Annotated in this window: 14 protein-coding genes; 11 read left to right on the plus strand and 3 right to left on the minus strand. The window is 37.5% G+C overall.

The window, feature by feature from the left end:
* Positions 1–124 precede the first annotated feature (124 nt).
* The 4 genes from I6F65_RS11050 to I6F65_RS11065 are packed head-to-tail and all read left to right on the plus strand — an operon-like array spanning position 125 to position 4729.
* Entirely contained in the window at positions 125–1330 is a 1206-nt protein-coding gene (locus I6F65_RS11050) for an aspartate aminotransferase family protein (protein ID WP_166109571.1), read from the plus strand.
* Positions 1331–1380: 50 nt separating this feature from the next.
* Positions 1381–2415, plus strand: a complete 1035-nt coding sequence (gene astA / locus I6F65_RS11055; RefSeq protein ID WP_007580762.1) for an arginine N-succinyltransferase — start codon at positions 1381–1383, stop codon at positions 2413–2415.
* Between the two features lie 7 nt (positions 2416–2422).
* Positions 2423–3889: a succinylglutamate-semialdehyde dehydrogenase gene (gene astD / locus I6F65_RS11060; protein ID WP_197112877.1), complete on the plus strand. Its 1467-nt coding sequence runs from the start codon at positions 2423–2425 to the stop codon at positions 3887–3889.
* Between the two features lie 36 nt (positions 3890–3925).
* Positions 3926–4729 carry a DUF1338 domain-containing protein gene (locus tag I6F65_RS11065; protein ID WP_197112879.1) on the plus strand — a complete coding sequence of 268 codons (804 nt, stop codon included), beginning with the start codon at positions 3926–3928 and terminating at the stop codon, positions 4727–4729.
* 70 nt (positions 4730–4799) lie between these two features.
* Here I6F65_RS11065 and I6F65_RS11070 read toward each other — a convergent pair whose 3' ends face one another.
* Positions 4800–6080: a flavohemoglobin expression-modulating QEGLA motif protein gene (locus tag I6F65_RS11070; RefSeq protein WP_024611372.1), complete on the minus strand. Its 1281-nt coding sequence runs from the start codon at positions 6078–6080 to the stop codon at positions 4800–4802.
* 146 nt (positions 6081–6226) lie between these two features.
* Between I6F65_RS11070 and I6F65_RS11075 the strand changes: the two genes are divergently transcribed.
* The 7 genes from I6F65_RS11075 to I6F65_RS11105 all read left to right on the plus strand — a co-directional run bounded on the left by I6F65_RS11075 (position 6227) and on the right by I6F65_RS11105 (position 13052).
* Positions 6227–6484, plus strand: a complete 258-nt coding sequence (locus tag I6F65_RS11075) for a DUF3081 domain-containing protein (protein WP_197112881.1) — start codon at positions 6227–6229, stop codon at positions 6482–6484.
* Complete coding sequence (locus I6F65_RS11080) at positions 6484–6795, plus strand: hypothetical protein (protein ID WP_024611374.1); 312 nt, start codon at positions 6484–6486, stop codon at positions 6793–6795. The genes I6F65_RS11075 and I6F65_RS11080 overlap by 1 nt, the downstream gene beginning before the upstream one ends.
* A gap of 451 nt (positions 6796–7246) precedes the next feature.
* The gene (gene betI / locus I6F65_RS11085; RefSeq protein ID WP_024611375.1) at positions 7247–7822 is read left to right on the plus strand and encodes a transcriptional regulator BetI; all 576 of its coding nucleotides are present in this window, start codon (positions 7247–7249) and stop codon (positions 7820–7822) included.
* Position 7823: 1 nt separating this feature from the next.
* Complete coding sequence (gene betB, locus I6F65_RS11090) at positions 7824–9287, plus strand: betaine-aldehyde dehydrogenase (protein ID WP_197112883.1); 1464 nt, start codon at positions 7824–7826, stop codon at positions 9285–9287.
* Positions 9288–9298: 11 nt separating this feature from the next.
* Complete coding sequence (betA, locus tag I6F65_RS11095) at positions 9299–10966, plus strand: choline dehydrogenase (protein WP_197112891.1); 1668 nt, start codon at positions 9299–9301, stop codon at positions 10964–10966.
* Between the two features lie 157 nt (positions 10967–11123).
* Positions 11124–12341 (plus strand): BCCT family transporter, encoded by a 1218-nt coding sequence (locus tag I6F65_RS11100; protein ID WP_197112893.1) that lies wholly within the window; start codon positions 11124–11126, stop codon positions 12339–12341.
* 9 nt (positions 12342–12350) lie between these two features.
* Positions 12351–13052: a TorF family putative porin gene (locus I6F65_RS11105; protein ID WP_024611379.1), complete on the plus strand. Its 702-nt coding sequence runs from the start codon at positions 12351–12353 to the stop codon at positions 13050–13052.
* A 613-nt stretch (positions 13053–13665) separates the two neighbouring features.
* On the opposite strand, the gene I6F65_RS11110 is transcribed toward I6F65_RS11105, so the two are convergent.
* Together I6F65_RS11110 and I6F65_RS11115 are read right to left on the minus strand one after the other, a co-directional pair.
* The gene (locus I6F65_RS11110) at positions 13666–15579 is read right to left on the minus strand and encodes a bifunctional diguanylate cyclase/phosphodiesterase (protein WP_024611380.1); all 1914 of its coding nucleotides are present in this window, start codon (positions 15577–15579) and stop codon (positions 13666–13668) included.
* Positions 15580–15783: 204 nt separating this feature from the next.
* A complete protein-coding gene (locus tag I6F65_RS11115) occupies positions 15784–18027 on the minus strand; it encodes a carbohydrate binding family 9 domain-containing protein (protein ID WP_197112895.1) in 2244 nt (747 codons plus the stop codon).
* Between the last annotated feature and the right edge of the window lie 111 nt (positions 18028–18138).

The raw sequence follows: 18138 nt of genomic DNA on the forward strand, positions 1-18138 counted from the left end.
CCTCTAACGTTCGATAATGACACTCTATACAAAATAATATCAAGCTTGCTGAAGAATACAGGCTATATTCTTCTTTGTTTTAGCAACAATTCTTTTTAAACAGCCACAAAATTTAGGTGTAAAAATGCAAGTAACAAGAGACTTATTTAACGACGTAATGGTACCAAACTATAATCCATCAGCAATTATTCCAGTTCGTGGTGAAGGTTCGCGCGTTTGGGATCAAAATAATAACGAGTTTATCGATTTTGCTGGTGGTATTGCCGTTAACTGTTTGGGTCACTGTCATCCTGCATTAGTAAAAGCATTAAAAGAGCAAGGCGAAAAAATTTGGCATTTATCAAATGTTATGACCAATGAGCCAGCACTTCGTTTAGCTCAAAAAATGGTTGAAGCAACATTTGCTGATAAAGTTTACTTTGCAAACTCAGGCGCAGAAGCCAATGAAGCAGCGCTTAAGTTAGCTCGTCGTTATGCATTGGACGTATATGGCGCTGAAAAAACGCAAATAATTGCATTTAATAAAGGTTTCCATGGTCGAACATTTTTCACAGTCACTGTGGGCGGGCAAGCTGCTTATTCAGATGGCTTTGGTCCAAAACCAGCTGACATAGTACATTGTGATTTTAACGATATAGCGGCATTTGAAGCGCTGATCAGCGATAAAACATGTGCTGTTATGATGGAACCATTACAAGGTGAAGGCGGTATTATTTCACCAACAGATGAATTTGCTAAAAAAGTACGTGAACTTTGTACTAAACATAACGCGTTACTTATTTTTGATGAAGTACAAACGGGTGTTGGTCGCACAGGCGATTTATACGCTTATGAAGGTTTAGGTGTTGTTCCTGACATTTTAACAACGGCAAAAGCATTGGGTGGTGGTTTTCCAATTGGCGCTATGATCACTCGTACACCAATTGCTGAGCATTTAAAAATTGGTACTCACGGTTCTACTTATGGCGGAAACGCACTTGCTTGTGCTGTTGCTGAAGCGGCATTTGATACAGTAAATACACCAGACGTACTAAACGGTGTTAAAGAGCGCGAGCAATTATTCCGTGACGGATTAAACGCAATTAACGAAAAATACAACGTATTTAGCGAAGTACGTGGTAAAGGCTTATTAATTGGCGCAGTACTAAATGACAAATTTGAAGGACGTGCACGCGACTTTTTAGTAGCCAGTGCTAATAATGGTTTAATGAACCTTGTAGCTGGCATGAATGTAATTCGCTTTACACCGTCTTTAGTTATTCCGTTTGAAGATATTAAAGAAGGCTTAGCGCGCTTTGAAAAAGCCGTTAGCGATGTAGTAAACGGTTAATATAGTTTAAATTAGCACGCCTACAGGCGTGCTATTGGAGCAAGCAATAAATGCAAGTATTACGTCCTATTACTGCCAATGATTTTGACGCGCTTAAACAAATAGCGATTGAATCCGGTCATGGGTTTACCTCTTTACCTGTGGACGATGCACAGCTTAAAGAAAAAATTGAACGTGCTGAAAAAAGCTTTGCCAAAAACATTAACCAGCCACTTGATGAAAGCTATTTATTTGTTTTAGAAGACAGTGAAACAGGTGACGTTATTGGCACAACCGCTATAGAAGCTGCGGTAGGTTTATCGGTGCCTTTATATCATTATCATTTAGGTAAAACAGTACACCACTCGCCTACTTTAAATGTATATAACACCGTTGATATTTTAAGCATGTGTAACGACTACACAGGTTGCTCTGAAATATGCACATTATTTTTGCGCGAAAATAGCCGCAAAGGTTTAACGGGGCGATTTTTATCGCGTTCACGCTTTTTGTTTATGGCTCAGCATAGCGAGCGTTTTGCCGATACTGTTATCGCAGAAATGCGCGGTGTTAGCGACGAAGACGGCCATTCTCCTTTTTGGCAATGGCTGCAAGAGCACTTTTTTAGTATCGAATTTCCAGAGGCGGATCACTTAGTTGGCTTAGGCGATAAGGTATTTATTAGCGAGTTAATGCCTAAATACCCTATTTATGTGAACTTGCTTAGCAAAAAAGCCCAAGCAGTTATTGGGCATGTGCATGAAAAAACAAAACCTGCGCTAAAATTATTAGAAAAAGAAGGTTTTGAGCACAGAGGCTACGTTGACTTATTTGACGCAGGTCCAACGGTTGAAGCAAAGCTTGGTAATATTCGCAGCATTCGCGACTCTCAAGTTTGCCCTATTACTATTGGTGAGCTTGATCACATATCACAAAATAGCTCTGATACGCTGGCTGTATGTAATCAAGGCGTAAGTGGCTTTAGAGCAACATTTACCAAAGACGCACATTACAATCATGCAAAACATACCCTCGTCATTAGCCAAGATGTAGCTAAGGCGCTTAATTTAAGCCAAGGAGATGCAGCGCGATTTTTCCGCCTGTAAATTATTTATGAATACACACCTAATTAATAACCAGTGGCATGTGGGTCTTGGTCCAGCATTTGAGTCAATCAATCCAAGTAATGGCGATGTGGTATGGCAAGGTAATGGCGCAAACGCTGATCAAGTAGATTCAGCTATCAAAGCAGCCAGAGCTGCGCAATTACAATGGGCAGATAAGCCACTTGGAGAGCGTATAGCCATTCTTGAAAACTTCGCAGCACAATTAAAAGAACACAGTGAAGAATTTGCGACCATAATTGCACGCGAAACAGGTAAGCCATTATGGGAAACCCGCACCGAAGTGGGCGCAATGACAGGCAAAGTAGCTATATCTGTAAAAGCGTATCATGAGCGTACTGGTACAACCGAAAACCCAATGCCCGGTGCTAAAGCGTTTATTAGACACAAACCGCATGGCGTTGTGGCTATTTTTGGCCCGTATAACTTTCCGGGGCATTTACCAAACGGGCATATTGTTCCTGCAATTTTAGCAGGCAACACCGTAATATTTAAGCCATCAGAACTGACGCCGCACGTTGCAGAATTTACGCTCTCACTTTGGCTAAAAGCAGGTTTGCCAGCGGGCGTTATTAACCTTGTGCAAGGTGAAATTGAAACAGGTAAAGCACTTGCATCTCATAAAGACATAGATGGCTTATTTTTTACCGGTAGCTCAAACACTGGTCACTTACTACATAAGCAATTTGCAGGACACCCGGGCAAAATTTTAGCACTTGAAATGGGCGGTAATAACCCCCTTATTGTAAAAGACGTGAGTGATATAAGCGCTGCTGTGCATGATATTATTCAATCAGGCTTTATTACCTCAGGTCAGCGCTGTACGTGTGCACGCCGCTTATTTATTGAAAAATCGCTCAATGGCGATGCTATTTTAGAAAAGCTAATAAGCGCGACTAAAAACATAGTTGTAGACGACAGCTTTGCTACAGTGCAGCCTTTTATGGGTGCAATGATAAGCGAAAAAGCAGCACTGGGTATGGTCGCTGCGCAAAGTGAATTAGTGTCAAAAGGCGCACAAATCCTTGTTGAACTTAAGCAATTAAAACCAGGCACAGGTTTTGTAAGTCCCGGCATTATTGATGTAACAAACATTACCGACATGCCCGATGAAGAACATTTTGGACCGCTAATTAAAGTGTATCGCTTTGATGACTTTGACAGCGCAATCATTGAAGCCAATAACACAAGCTTTGGCTTATCTGCAGGTTTACTAGCTGATAACGAAGATGATTACACTCACTTTTTAAAGCGCATTCGTGCAGGTATTGTTAACTGGAACCGCCCTATTACGGGTGCCTCTAGCGCAGCTCCATTTGGCGGCATAGGCGCCAGTGGTAATCACAGAGCAAGTGCCTATTACGCCGCTGATTACTGTGCATATCCTGTAGCATCTGTTGAGTCAGACAAAGTGAGCTTACCGCAAACCCTAGCGCCAGGCTTGGTAATTGAATAAGTAATAAAACCAAAATTTTAGATTTAAGGATTTAACATGCATACTGATGTAAACACATTATTTGAGAGCCTTTGGAAAAACTACTTAAACGTAACACCATCGGCAGACAAAATTCATGACCTTTTAGGGTCAACGCAAAAAGATGACATTATTAACGATCATATTGCGCTGCGTACATTTAATATCGAAAAAGTAGGTCTTGAAAAGCTCGCAGCTCATTTTTTAGCTATTGGTTACAAAGAATGTGGTGAGTACCATTTTGAAGCTAAAAAACTCTACGCAAAGCACTACGAGCATAGCGATCCTAATCAGCCAAAAGTGTTTATTTCTGAGCTACTAGTAGAAAAATGCTCGCCAGAATTACAAGCTATCGTAACCGATATGGTTGATAAAATTGATGAAAGTGCTGTTACTGCTGATAACTTTTTGTATTCAGGCACGCATTGGCAAGTAAGCACCGATACTTATAAGCAGCTGCTAGCTGAAAGCGAATATGCAGCGTGGATGTCGGCGTGGGGCTACCGTGCCAATCACTTTACCGTAAATATTAATACGCTTGCTAAGTTTAATAACATTGAAGATGTTAACCAAGCCCTAAAAGACGCTGGCTTTTCGCTTAATACGTCAGGCGGCGAAGTTAAAGGCTCACCAGAGGTGTTACTAGAGCAATCGTCAACACTGGCTGATGAATACTCTGTTACCTTTAGTGACGGTGATATGAGCATTCCTAGCTGTTTTTATGAGTTTGCTATTCGTTACCCTAAAGCCGACGGTGAGCTTTATACTGGTTTTGTTGCAGCCTCAGCTGACAAAATATTTGAAAGCACCAACGCTCGATAGCAAAACCTAAAGTACTTTATTTTAAAAGCCCGTTATGGGCTTTTTTTATGTCGATAAGTATATTGATTAATTATAAAAATAGCGGTTTATAGTCGTTTTCTAACTTTTCAAACGATAAGTCACCAATAAAACGACCGAAGCTCAACCAAGTTGCTAAACCACGCAAATCTTTAAAATGTGGTGGCACAAACTTAGGGCTTTCTATTACACCTAAATCATGAAGTTGAGATATTAATCTAAAGTCATCTATCGATATTTTACCCACGAGTAATAAAGGCAGTCTATCGATTCGACCTAGCTGTATTGCTACGCGAATTAAGTTATATACCAGTACAAAGCCTTTAATATAGGCAATATCTTTTGTAAAAGGCAGACCTGTTGGCGTACTGCCTCTAAATACACGCTGCGCGAGTGTGTAGCTGTCGTCTTTTGATAAACCTTGCGCTACGTAATCACGGTAAATGTCTACAAACTCAGCGCCATCTATTACCTTTGTAACGGCTTGAATACGATTCACTAATTTAGATAAACGCCTTGGAGTCGATTTTAGAGTAATAATTTCGGTTAGTACCGCTAAACCTTCTTGGGTAATAGTTGAGCTAGGCGTGCCTTTACTCAAACATGTTAAATACGGCTGAGCCAAACCATTTTGAGTTGTACCTACATGTATCCACCCTTCGTGAACTTCTAAAATATCAAGTTCCCGCTGAGAAAACTTAACATCTTGATTTAGTTTTATATTATTAGCACCCGCTGCAGCATCACTGACAATACCATCGCTAAGCATTACTTCTACATTTATACCCGTCATACTTGCATTAACTTGCTCAGATAAAATGCGCACAGCATCAACCGCATCAATGTTTTTTGGATCATCTGGCAGTATGTCTGCAACTAATAAGTTTTGTAATGGCTGCTCTAACATATTAGCTAGTTCAGATAGTGATGGCTCACCCGCATGAAATAAATCTTTAGGGTGACCAAATAACTCCACCGATAAGTCATGAAACTCAGGCGTGCCACGATATTCAAGCATACTTAATACCGTTTTATACTCGGTGCACATTTTTCCCATATATTGAGCAATCGGATTTAACTGCCCCAATTGATTAATAATGTTGCGGTGCAAAGTAGAAAACGCTTGGCGTAACTCGCTAGGTACAAATCCGAGATCGCGCTGTTGGTAATATGCGCGGTCTATAAGTGGATTTTTTTGACATTTTTGTCTAAAAAATTCCTCTTTAGTTTGCTTATCCCAATTAATAGCATCAAGTATTCTAATGGGTGTTTGAAGAGCAATTAATTGATCTGATAACTCTCGAGTTTTAAGTAGTAACGCCTTGTCTATCATGGTGTAAGCTCAAAAATAAATGAGTTTTGAGCATAATTTAAAAAAGCTAAATTACAAAGTAATATCACAATTTTTTAGCTATTGTTTTTAAGATGATCGACCCTCATATCTATATCGTATGAGTTACTAAACGAAGGGTATGAAGCATGAAAAACGAACTCGACAATAAACAGATTTTAGCGGTGTATGAACGCATAATTCAAAAAGGTGAAATGACTGATGAAGGTAAACATTATCAAGGTGTTACTGCATATTCAGACGTAGATGGTTACACCGTATACTTACAAGGTAGCGGTGTTGAATTACGCTTTGGTTTTCACAATACTTACCATCTTGAATACGAACATGAAAAACACAAAGACGACTTTTTAAAAAAATTATATAACATTGCAAACGAGAGCTAATGCACCCACGAAAACGCAGACACCGCCCTACCAGTAAGCTCAATACTACTTTTATAAATCAAGTAGTAGAAGAGCTTAGAGCTAATCCTAGCAAAGTTTCTATTATTAAAAGCAATTTGGAGCAGTATCGCTCCCAAGCCCATTTAAAGCGTGGCTTTTTACTCGCCATAGAGCGCTTTGATTGGGTTTTTGAAGCAAGCGAAGATATTGATTTTATTTGCCAACAAATATTGGCTGATGACTATATAGGAAACAGATTAAGACGCTACCCTCTGCTTTTTAAAGGGTTAATAAATACAATAGATCATTAAATTGGCGTATTGCTTACATTTAGTTTTAACAGCAACTTTAGCTAGATGTGCATGGTCTAATTAGGTTGCTTTTAGCAATCATTCCTTCTTTCAAAGTTTATTAGTGTACTAAGTAATTGTTCCATTATTGACCCATTGTATTAAAATAATACTATTAGTACTCTAATCATTACCGTACTAACATTATTTTTAATCGTTTTATTAATGCGAACAAGTAAAGAATACGTTACAACCATCCCCCTCGTCAAAGCAAAACCTAACCATTTGTTTTTTAATGAATTATAAGCACCTCCTTTAAGCACTAACTTTACGGGCTTTCGTGTGTTTTTGTTAATAATCTATCTACATTTTAGCATCTAGTAATTTACTTTAGCCTTGAATTATTAGAGCTATTACCTTAAGCTTATGTTTATTGAACGTTCAATTAATAATAATTATGCCTAAAGTTGGAATGGAACCTGTCAGGCGTCAGCAGTTAATTGACGCGACAATAGAGTCGGTTGCAATGCGTGGATTGCAAGGAACAACGATAAATAGCATTAGTAAAAATGCAGGTTTATCGTCTGGCATAATTAGTCATTATTTTGGTGGCAAACAAGGGCTCATTGAAGCCACTGTTAGATACCTACTCTCAAATCTTAATAAAGAGTTAATTGGGAAAGTTGATAGTAATACAAGCCCAGTACAGAGGTTGATGTTTATAGTTGAAGCCAACTTTGCACTTGTTCAGCAACGCGGTGACACCACTAGAACATGGTTGAGCTTTTGGGCTCAATCAATGCACGACCCTGAACTACACAGATTACAAAATGTAAACAGTAACCGCTTGCAAAGTAATTTAGCATTCTCTTTTAAGCAATTAATGCCTACAGAGCAAGCCAAACAAGCTGCTGAACTTAGCGCCGCAATGATCGATGGCCTATGGTTAAGAGCAGTACTTAGTAAATCAGATAATAACCAGTTTAAACACAGTGAAGATTTAGCAAAAAGCTATGTACATTCACTCATAAAGCAATATGGAGCCTAGCGTGACTACACCTGTCTATCAAAATTTTATTAACGGCCATTTCCTTGCAAACCAAAGCGGCAAAACATTTGATGTAACAAATCCGGCAACGGGTGAGGTTATTTACGCAGTAGAAATTGCTGATGAATTTATTCAAAACGCAGCTATTGAAAGCGCAAAACAAGGTTTTGCTCAATGGTCAGCAATGGCGCCAATTGAACGTAGTCGTATTTTATTAAAAGCCGTTGCTTTGTTACGCGAACGCAACGATGAGTTAGCACTAATAGAAGTACTCGATACTGGTAAACCAATGCAAGAAGCAAATTGTGTTGATATAGAAACTGGCGCTGATGTAATTGAATACTTTGCTGGTTTAGCTCCTGCACAAGTAGGCCAGCAACAAATGGTTGGCAACGATTTTTATTACACACGCAAAGAACCATTAGGTATATGTGCTGGTATTGGTGCATGGAACTACCCTTTGCAAATTGCATGTTGGAAGTCGGGCCCTGCTCTCGCTGCTGGTAATGCGTTTATATTCAAACCATCAGAGGAAACGCCACTAGGTGCACTAAAACTTGCAGAAGTATTTGTTGAAGCTGGTGTACCGGCTGGTGTGTTTAATGTTGTTCAAGGTGCGGGCGATGTAGGTCAGTGGCTAACACAGCACAGTGAGATTGATAAGGTATCGTTCACTGGTGAAGTAGGCACAGGTAAAAAAGTAGTGGCAAGCGCTGCGGGTACTTTAAAAGATGTAACGATGGAACTTGGTGGTAAATCTCCGCTATTAGTTTTTGATGATGCCAATATTGAGCAAGCTGTTAGCGCTGCGATGTTAGGTAATTTTTATACGCAAGGCGAAATATGTACTAACTGTACACGTATTTACGTTCATAAAAATGTATATCAGCAGTTTATTGATGAGCTTAAAGCGCGCACTGAGAAAAACATTATTGCCGGTGACCCTCAAGATTTAAATACAAACTTTGGCGCACTTATCTCTAAAAAGCATCAAGATTTAGTAATGAGCTACGTTAATAAAGGCATCGAAGAAGGCGCAACGCTATTAACTGGTGGCACAACACTGTCTCCGGAATCTGCCCCTAATGGCTATTTTGTAGCACCGACTGTGTTTATTGATTGTAATGACGACATGACTATCGTTAAAGAAGAAATATTTGGTCCGGTAATGAGCGTGCTTGTTTTTGAAGACGAAGACGATGTTATTGCACGTGCTAACGGCACTCACCTTGGTTTAGCCGCAGGTGTATTTACTAGCGATATTAAACGCGCGCACCGCGTTATACACCAATTACAAGCGGGTATTTGTTGGATTAATGCTTACGGTAACTCACCTGCTGAAATGCCAGTTGGCGGTTATAAGCAATCGGGTATTGGTCGTGAAAATGGCATAGAAACACTTGATCATTACACACAAACTAAGTCTATTTATGTTGGTATGACCGACATAGAAAGCCCATTTTAAGGCGCCCTACTATGAGTAATCATTACGACTATATTATTGTTGGTGCGGGTTCGGCTGGTTGTGTTTTAGCAAACCGTTTGTCTGAAGATTCAAGTAACCGTGTATTACTACTTGAAACTGGCGGTAGCGATAAAAGTATTTTTATAAAAATGCCAACCGCGTTATCTATTCCTATGAATAGTGACAAATATGCATGGCAGTTTCATACACAACCAGAACCTCATTTAGGTAATCGTGAAATGCATTGTCCTCGCGGTAAAGTATTAGGCGGTTCGTCATCTATAAACGGCATGGTGTATGTACGTGGTCATGCAAAAGATTTTGACGAATGGCAACAACACGGTGCAAACGGTTGGGATTACCAATCATGTTTGCCGTATTTTCAAAAAGCAGAAAGCTTTTACCTTGGTGAAAATACTTACCGTGGTGGCAAAGGCCCGCTTGGCGTTAATAACGGCAACGAAATGAAAAACCCGCTTTACCGCACCTTTATCAAAGCAGGTGTTCAAGCCGGTTACGCTTCTACAGATGATTACAATGCGTCGCAGCAAGAGGGTTTTGGCCCTATGCACATGACCGTAAAAGACGGTGTGCGCAGCTCTGCTTCTCGTGAATATTTAGACCCTGTTAAGTCGCGTAGTAATTTAACTATTATTACTGGTGCGTTAGCACAGCGTGTGATTTTAGATGGCAAAAAAGCTACCGGTATTGAATACAAAGTTAATGGCAACGTTAAAACCGCACATGCTGCAAAAGACGTTGTATTAAGCGCAGGACCGATTGGTTCTCCGCATATTTTACAACTCTCTGGTATTGGTGATACTCAAACGCTAGAAAAAGCAGGCGTTGAAGTAACACATCATTTACCAGGTGTTGGTCAAAACTTACAAGATCATCTTGAGTTTTACTTTCAATACAAGTGTAAGCAACCTATTACACTCAATGGCAAGCTAGGTCTTATTTCAAAAGGTTTGATTGGAGCTCGTTGGTTATTAACGCGTTCAGGTTTAGGTGCAACAAATCATTTTGAATCGTGTGCGTTTATTCGCTCAAAACCAGGTGTTGAATGGCCTGATATTCAGTATCACTTTTTGCCAGCCGCTATGCGTTACGATGGCAGGAGTGCATTTGCTGGTCATGGTTTTCAGGTACATGTTGGTCATAACAAACCAAAAAGCCGTGGTAGTGTCACTATAGCTTCAGCTAACCCAGAGCAGCCACCAACCATTTTATTTAATTACCTTGAGCATCAAGACGATATTGAAGGCTTTAGAGCCTGTGTGCGCTTAACGCGCGATATAATTGAGCAAAATGCTTTTGATGAATACCGCGATGAAGAAATTCAACCAGGTAAACATATTCAAACAGATGAAGAAATAGATGCCTTTGTACGCCAAGCCGTAGAAAGCGCATATCACCCTTCTTGCTCGTGCAAAATGGGTGAAGACGATATGGCCGTTGTTAATTCTAATACCCAAGTACATGGTATTGAAGGACTACGTGTTGTTGACTCATCTATCTTCCCAACTGTTCCTAACGGAAACTTGAATGCACCTACTATTATGGTTGCCGAAAAAGCAGCTGACATAATCTTAGGTAAAAACCCATTACAGAAATCGGATGTGAATGTTGCCATAAATTCTAATTGGCAAGAAACACAACGTAGTACGGAGATCTAACTTTAGCCACTCGCTTGGTTTAGTCTCGTCGGGCTAAACCAAAGGGCGCCTTGCAGTGGCACACGATGTAAATAGGTTACGTTGTGTTAATGCAAGAATAAAACAATAAAATACGGAGTGCTTATGAATTATTTTTATTCATTACTGGAGGGTAACAATGACTATTTGGCTTAGTGCAGGCATCATTTTTACCTTACTTGCCATTATCACTATTTTAATAAAATGGGGTAATGTTCGCGTAGTAGGTGTTACACCGGTAAAAACCTTTACTTTTATCGCTATACTATTTACGTCAGGCCTTGATGTTGGCCTTATTATGTTTCCTTTAACCGAGTTTGCAGGTTATGCAGACATAAAAGCAAGCCCAGAATACGCGTTTGCAAATCCACTGGCTATTGAGTTTGGCTACTGGGGATTTTTAATCTGGGGATTTTACTTTCTTACGTGCTTTTATTTCTGTGTAATAGAACCTAAAGTTAAATTTTTCGAAATTCCTTGGGTTAAATTTATCAATAATGTTGTAATTATTGGTACATGCGCATTCACCGCTTATTTATTATTGAACAATTTATCTTGGTATTTACCTGGATTGGCTGATGATTCAAGTGTAGCTCCTGAGTTTTATCTAATCGTATTCGCTGCTATTTGTTTTGCTGTGTACTCGAGTACAGATATTAAATATGTTCGTATTTTAAGTATTTCTACTACGTGGCTGTTTTTAGCATTGATTGCCTTTATGTGGGTTGGCGCTTTTGCAATGGGCGACAATGAGATGTCAGCATTTACAGATAACCTAGGATCAATCGGAACGTATTTCGCTAATATTAATGAATTTGTTTTACCGCTTAATGACTATCATGAGTTTTATTTATTCTGGTGGTTCGCATGGAGCATAATGATTGGTCAATTTACATCACGTTTTGTCGGGGGTCTTAAAACATACCAAGTACTTGGTGCAATGTTAATCTTTCCTTCAATTCCAATTGCAATCTGGTTTAGCGTGTTATACCAATACCACGAAGCAGGCATTTCGACTCAGGGTATTAAAAACTTTGCGATGGTGTTTGTAGGTATTGTATTTGTAATTAACTCACTTGATTCGTTAGTGCGCTTATATACAGATAACCTTAATTTAACTGTAAAACGTTTTGGTAAAGCAAAGTACATGGCGATGAACGTTATTGCCCTATCGTTATTGACGCTATTATTTAAATTAGAATTTTTACAAATTCAATGGGTAGGTGCATTAGTAATTGGTTTGTTCTTTATTTGTGCCGCATTTATTGGCTATAACAAATTTAAAACAGTAACTAATATTGATAGCTCACCAAAAGAAAATAAAATTGATTACACAAAAATAGACACTGTACACTAGGGATAAACAATGAATAACAAACTAAAACAACTTGTAGTAGCACTACCATTTGCACTTTTATCAACAACCGCAGCAGCTGATTGGTCAACAACAATCACAGCAGCGTCTGATTATACGTTTAACGGTGTAAGCCAAACGGATAGCGACCCAGCAATTCAAGGCAGCTTAGACTATGCTTTTGATAGCGGCGTATATGCTGGCGTATGGGCTTCAAATGTTGATTTTGGTGATGACACTGATTTTGAACTTGATGCTTATGTAGGTAAATATGTACAACTAAATGAGCAATTTAGTGCAGATTACGGTATCGCTTATTATACTTACCAAGGTAACAACAGCGATTTTAATTACGCAGAAACATACACTAAATTTGGTTATGCGAGTGAGTATGGTCAAACTGAACTTAACTTTTGGTACAGCTGGGACTACTTTGGAACCGGTGCGGGTCATGTAATATCAATGATTGCACACACGTACGAGCTAGCACCAAACCACGCTCTACGTGCCAGCTTTGATATATCAAACTCACTTGATGGCGACAAATGGGAGTGGGATGTAAACCAGAAAAAATCATACAGACATTACCGCCTAGCTTATCAAACTAGTTACGAAGGTTTTAATATTGAAGTAGCGGCTGAAGATACCAGCTTAGATTACGATTATTCTGATGAGCGTATTGTTTTAGCTATTTCACGTACATTTGATTTATAAGTAATACTCATTTAAAAGAGCCACTTTTGTGGCTCTTTTTTATATTTTATTTACACCTTCACCAATTAATATTATGAGAATAACAACTACACCCCTTATCTTTAAGTAAAAAGCACACGTAATTTACACAATGTTATCCACTCTACTTAACTTCTATTCATTAAAATTTTAAACAACATTTAATAAAGAATGACCTACTCTAAATTTTTAGCTGCAATTGTTACCTTAGTTCATATAACGATGAACGAAAGGGATTTAACTACGCACAAAAATTTAAAAGGTAATTGAAGAAGTGTGATTTTTAGCAGGTTGTATTTAGCATTTATAATTTTAGTTATAGGTTTTACAAGATATTTAAATCATCCTACTTAATCTATTACGCCAATATATTTAGTCATTAAACCTCTTAATGCTAAGAGCACTGGCTTATAACAAAGTTAAATTTAAAGTGGTATAGGAGTTTTTAAATTAAGCCGTGGTTATGTAACGTGTATTTATATTTAGTAGATTTACTAATACAAAGATGTAATGTCATATAAAGATATTTTAAGCTCTTACATTACTAAAAGTATGCTTAATGCTTTTTAATAAAGCATTATTTATAAAATACTTATTATGATGAAGGTATTTCCCAAGCACTTGAACCCGAAGCTGAAAGGTTACTTGTGTTATTACGTAACACTTTATTACCTACGTTTACAGATGACTCTGGTCGACTCACCAAATAACCTTGTACTGAACTAACACCTATTTTTTTAACTAATTCAAATTGTGCTATGTCCTCTACCCCTTCAGCTACAATTTTGAGACCTAACTTTTGACCAAGCTCACTTATTGTATTTAATATATCGTTATATTTTTGGCTCTTATTAGCTTGAGTTATGAAAGAACGGTCTATTTTAATAACATCTATTGGTAAATCAGCAAGTGTACTAAGAGAACTAAAACCCGTGCCAAAATCATCAATAGCAATAGTCACCCCCTCTTTTCTTAATCTTTCAAGATCTTTAATCATCAGTGGATTTGCTTTTATAAATGTCGACTCTGTAATTTCTAACATAAGTGACTTAGCAGGTAGACCTGTTTTCTTAAGCTTTTTCATTATCCAATCATAAACATCACGATGCTTTAATTGTACCCCTGAAACATTAACTGATATTTTAACTTTTCGCATACCGGCATTATGCCAAGCAGCCATCTGCCTACACGATTCAAGCATTATCCAATCGCCCAACTCTAAAATTAAATTAGACTCTTCTGCTATAGGTATAAATTCAGAAGGAGGGATCATTCCCTCTATAGGGTGATCCCAACGAGTAAGCGCTTCAAAGTAATCAATCATGCAATCTTCAACATGCACAATTGGTTGAAAAGCTAAGTAAAAATCTTTACAGGCTACTGCTAATCGTAATTCTTCGAGTAAATAGTGGTAACGTCGCATTTTGTTACCCATTTCAGGAGAGTAAACTTTAAAAATACCTTTACCATCACTTTTAGCACGGTACATTGCAACATCAGCTAACTGCAATAATGCTTGAGGGGTAGATGCACTCTCTGGATAAGCGGCAATACCAATACTTGCACTAATTTTTACAATTTTATTACCAAGTACAAAATCTTTTTCAAGCTCACTAAGGACGTGCTTTGCTATATCAACAACTTTTTCATCTGTCTCTAACGATTCAATAAATATTGAAAACTCATCACCACCTAAACGCGATAAATTTTGCTCAAGCTGGTTAGCACTGTTGATATGACTTAATTTATGATGGCGCAATACATTGGTTAAACGAGTAGCTACTTGAACCAAAATTTCATCACCAAAGCTGTGCCCAAACGAGTCATTTACTTGTTTAAAACCATCTAAGTCTATAAACAGTAATGCGCATTTAAGAGTGTCATTTTCGGTGTGATTAATTTGTCTATCTATATGCTCTATGTATGCATGTCGGTCAATTAAAAGTGTTAGCTTATCTTGGCATATACTGGTTTGTGTTTGTTTAACGTAATTTGCAACGTGTGTATTTAAAGTATTTATAGATTGGCCAAGGTTTGTTATTCCGTTGGGATTTTCTGAAAGTTTACTTTTTAAGTTAAATGCATTTAATAAACTATTGGTTTGGGTATTTAATTGTTTAATTTTATTTTTATAAAAGCTTTTTCTTCGCTCTTTTTTTACATACACAGCAAAACCAAAAAATGCGATAAATACCATTAAAAAGTTAAAAGGAGAACTTAAAGCCATCATGATTAAGCTGTTAGCATTTGCAGCTACAAATTCAGTGTCAGTTGTTTTTATTAACAAATAATCCATGTTGGGCTGATGGATTATATAATGACCATTAAGTACAGGGTTGTACCAAGGTGCCATATCAAGATCTGTACTGCTAATATTAAAAGTGCGTATATCTATTTTCGATTGAAATAAATTTATACGATTAATTTGACTCGTTAATTCTATATTTAGACAAAAGCCAAATAAAATAACAATAACAAATAGAGCAACCATCGGCTTAAATTTATTCATTATGAAAATCCATCTACGTTTTCTTTCCTATTAAACCCAAACTAAAGAGAGATTATATCGCCTACTTTTAGTACCACGCAAGTAATAATGTACTACATAGTAATTAGTTACAATAATATGACTGATAAAAACTGCTGGTAAGACCTCAGTTTTTAAGCTAATTAATATAAATAGCGTAAATATCAATCAACCTATTACTAATTATTAAAGTTGCCATGCATAACTAACTTTTGTAAAAAACGTACGCTGATCTCGCTCAACACTCTTAAGTGAATCATCTTGATAGCCTTTATCTGAATAACCTAAATAAAATAGCGTTTGTGCGTTAATTTTATATGAGTAAACAAGTTGGCTGCCGTAGTCTTTATTAATTTGACTTACCTGATAAAAATAAGCATCTTCATTTCGGTCAATATCTTCAAACTGTAATATTAACTTAAGCATAGAGCGCATACTAAATTTATAATAAAGTCTAAAATCTATAAGGTTCGCGGTAAAAATACGTTCACCATCTGGCGCATCTAACTGGCTGTAATTGTGTTTTAGGTCCATTTGCCAATGATCGTTAATATCCCACACTACTTGCGTTTGTGTATCAAAAGCATCGCCTAACTGCTCGTTTGCATAGTCAATTCGGCTAGCGTATTCAATATATAGTGATAACTTTAAATCTTTAGTGGGTTTAAACCCAGTGTAAATATAACCAATATTTTGATTATAAAAATTGTCGTTATAATTTTCATAACGGTGCACTAAACCAATTTCAAAAATAGATTGTTTTTGACCTTTAAAACTTAAAAAACCCTCGTATTCTTCTTCAAGTAAGTCACCATTTTGTGCCCATGTTTTATCCCATTCTGCTTCGTACGACCATGAAGTTAGCAAATCAGCTTCGTCTCTATACCATGTTTGTCCGCCACCAAACCCCACTTTTTCGTAATCTACTTTAGCCTGATAGCCTAAGTCAGTCCGATAGTCTTGACCAATATTTTCATAATATGAAAATAATTTATAGTCACGTTTATCACGAGTTAGTTCCAACGCATACGCTTGGTCTGACTGTGTTTCAGACGTATTATAATTTTCAATTAAAAATTCAGAGTTACGGGTGTCAGCTGTCGATGCTTGATATAAAAGAGTATCTGATTGATTAAACCAATAGCTCCCATCAATCGAAAAAACAGTATTATGATAATCATCACTTTCTCGGTGCGTACTTGTAAGACCAATTATACCCTGTTCACCCATATCAAATTGATATCTTGCTGCAGCTGCATTTGTTTTATCGTTAAGACTTGCAAAGCCAGAACCTTGGTTTGTTGGAAGTAAAATATTACTATTATCATCATCAGCTAACATCAATGCATAACTATGATCTCCCGTTTTACCTGTTAACTTTGCACCTAACGTGGGTTCTGCAATAGTTCGCGTATATAAAAGTTCAAATAAACTACTTTTGAAATACGATGCTCCATCTAAAAAGAATGGACGTTTTTCAGCATAATAAATAGAAAATGTAGTGTTAACATCAAGCTCTAAAGAATCTGTTTCGATTTGAGAAAAATCAGGGTTGATTGTTGCATTAATAACGGCGTCGTTTGTTAAACCCCATCGTAAATCTAAGCCAATTTCGGTGTCTAAATCACCATTGTCCCAATCACCTGGTACTTGAGGTTTTGAATCATTACGAAGCGCAGTTAACGTAGGCGTTATTTGAACATTTTTACTTGATTCAATATCGTTGAAACCAATTAATTTATCAAATTGGCATAGGCTGCATTTTATATTTCTATCAAAGCCCATGTTTGATAACTGATAAAATACGTCACGTTGATAATTTCTCATTACTGAAAAACCCCACGTTAATTCTTTTTTATTTTCGGAGAAACGCAGCGCTTTAAAAGGGATCCGCATTTCAACAACATAACCTTGATCGGTAATTTGTCCGGCACTATCCCAAATAGCATCCCATGAGGTATCAGAACTCCAGCCATCAGTATCTGTCATTCGTATATCGCCTTGTGCACCAAGCGGATTTACGTGAAACTCATAACCTGTTCGCTCATCGTTAAAAGTATCAATAACAAGAATAACAGCGTCATCTTCCCAAAGTGTATCTCTGTCACGAAGAGAGGCGCGCATTTGTGATGGGTCTGGATCTTGGGCAATAAAAGCAACATATAAGCTGCTGCCATCTTCGTATAAATAAGCATCCGTTTTTACTGGAGGTGTGCCCTTTTCATTTGGCTCATCTTGATAAACTATAGGAATGTGTGTGGCATTGATCCAATGAGGTTCATCCATAACCCCGTCAACAGTAATACTTTGATCAAGTCGAGTAAGTGAAAAGTGTTGTTTGTCAGCAAAAGTGTTAAAGCTAGAAAGTAATAAAGTGCTACTTAGAAAAAAGAGGTAAATTTGTTTTTTTATAGTTATAAAGTACTGCATAAACATCCATTTAGACTACATTCATTCAATAAGAATGATTTCTAAGCTGGATTGTAATTTAACTGGATAGATTTGTTAATACTTTGAAAAACTAAATACGCAATTTATTAA

The sequence above is a fragment of the Pseudoalteromonas sp. SWXJZ94C genome (assembly GCF_015864385.1).
Classification (GTDB): domain Bacteria; phylum Pseudomonadota; class Gammaproteobacteria; order Enterobacterales; family Alteromonadaceae; genus Pseudoalteromonas.

Bases quoted from the DNA above. Each gene is read 5' to 3' on its own strand.
- I6F65_RS11050 (WP_166109571.1), top strand. From the start codon at position 125: ATGCAAGTAACAAGAGACTTATTTAACGACGTAATGGTACCAAACTAT.
- astA (WP_007580762.1), top strand. From the start codon at position 1,381: ATGCAAGTATTACGTCCTATTACTGCCAATGATTTTGACGCGCTTAAA.
- astD (WP_197112877.1), top strand. From the start codon at position 2,423: ATGAATACACACCTAATTAATAACCAGTGGCATGTGGGTCTTGGTCCA.
- I6F65_RS11065 (WP_197112879.1), top strand. From the start codon at position 3,926: ATGCATACTGATGTAAACACATTATTTGAGAGCCTTTGGAAAAACTAC.
- I6F65_RS11070 (WP_024611372.1), bottom strand. From the start codon at position 6,080: ATGATAGACAAGGCGTTACTACTTAAAACTCGAGAGTTATCAGATCAA.
- I6F65_RS11075 (WP_197112881.1), top strand. From the start codon at position 6,227: ATGAAAAACGAACTCGACAATAAACAGATTTTAGCGGTGTATGAACGC.
- I6F65_RS11080 (WP_024611374.1), top strand. From the start codon at position 6,484: ATGCACCCACGAAAACGCAGACACCGCCCTACCAGTAAGCTCAATACT.
- betI (WP_024611375.1), top strand. From the start codon at position 7,247: ATGGAACCTGTCAGGCGTCAGCAGTTAATTGACGCGACAATAGAGTCG.
- betA (WP_197112891.1), top strand. From the start codon at position 9,299: ATGAGTAATCATTACGACTATATTATTGTTGGTGCGGGTTCGGCTGGT.
- I6F65_RS11100 (WP_197112893.1), top strand. From the start codon at position 11,124: ATGACTATTTGGCTTAGTGCAGGCATCATTTTTACCTTACTTGCCATT.
- I6F65_RS11105 (WP_024611379.1), top strand. From the start codon at position 12,351: ATGAATAACAAACTAAAACAACTTGTAGTAGCACTACCATTTGCACTT.
- I6F65_RS11110 (WP_024611380.1), bottom strand. From the start codon at position 15,579: ATGAATAAATTTAAGCCGATGGTTGCTCTATTTGTTATTGTTATTTTA.
- I6F65_RS11115 (WP_197112895.1), bottom strand. From the start codon at position 18,027: ATGCAGTACTTTATAACTATAAAAAAACAAATTTACCTCTTTTTTCTA.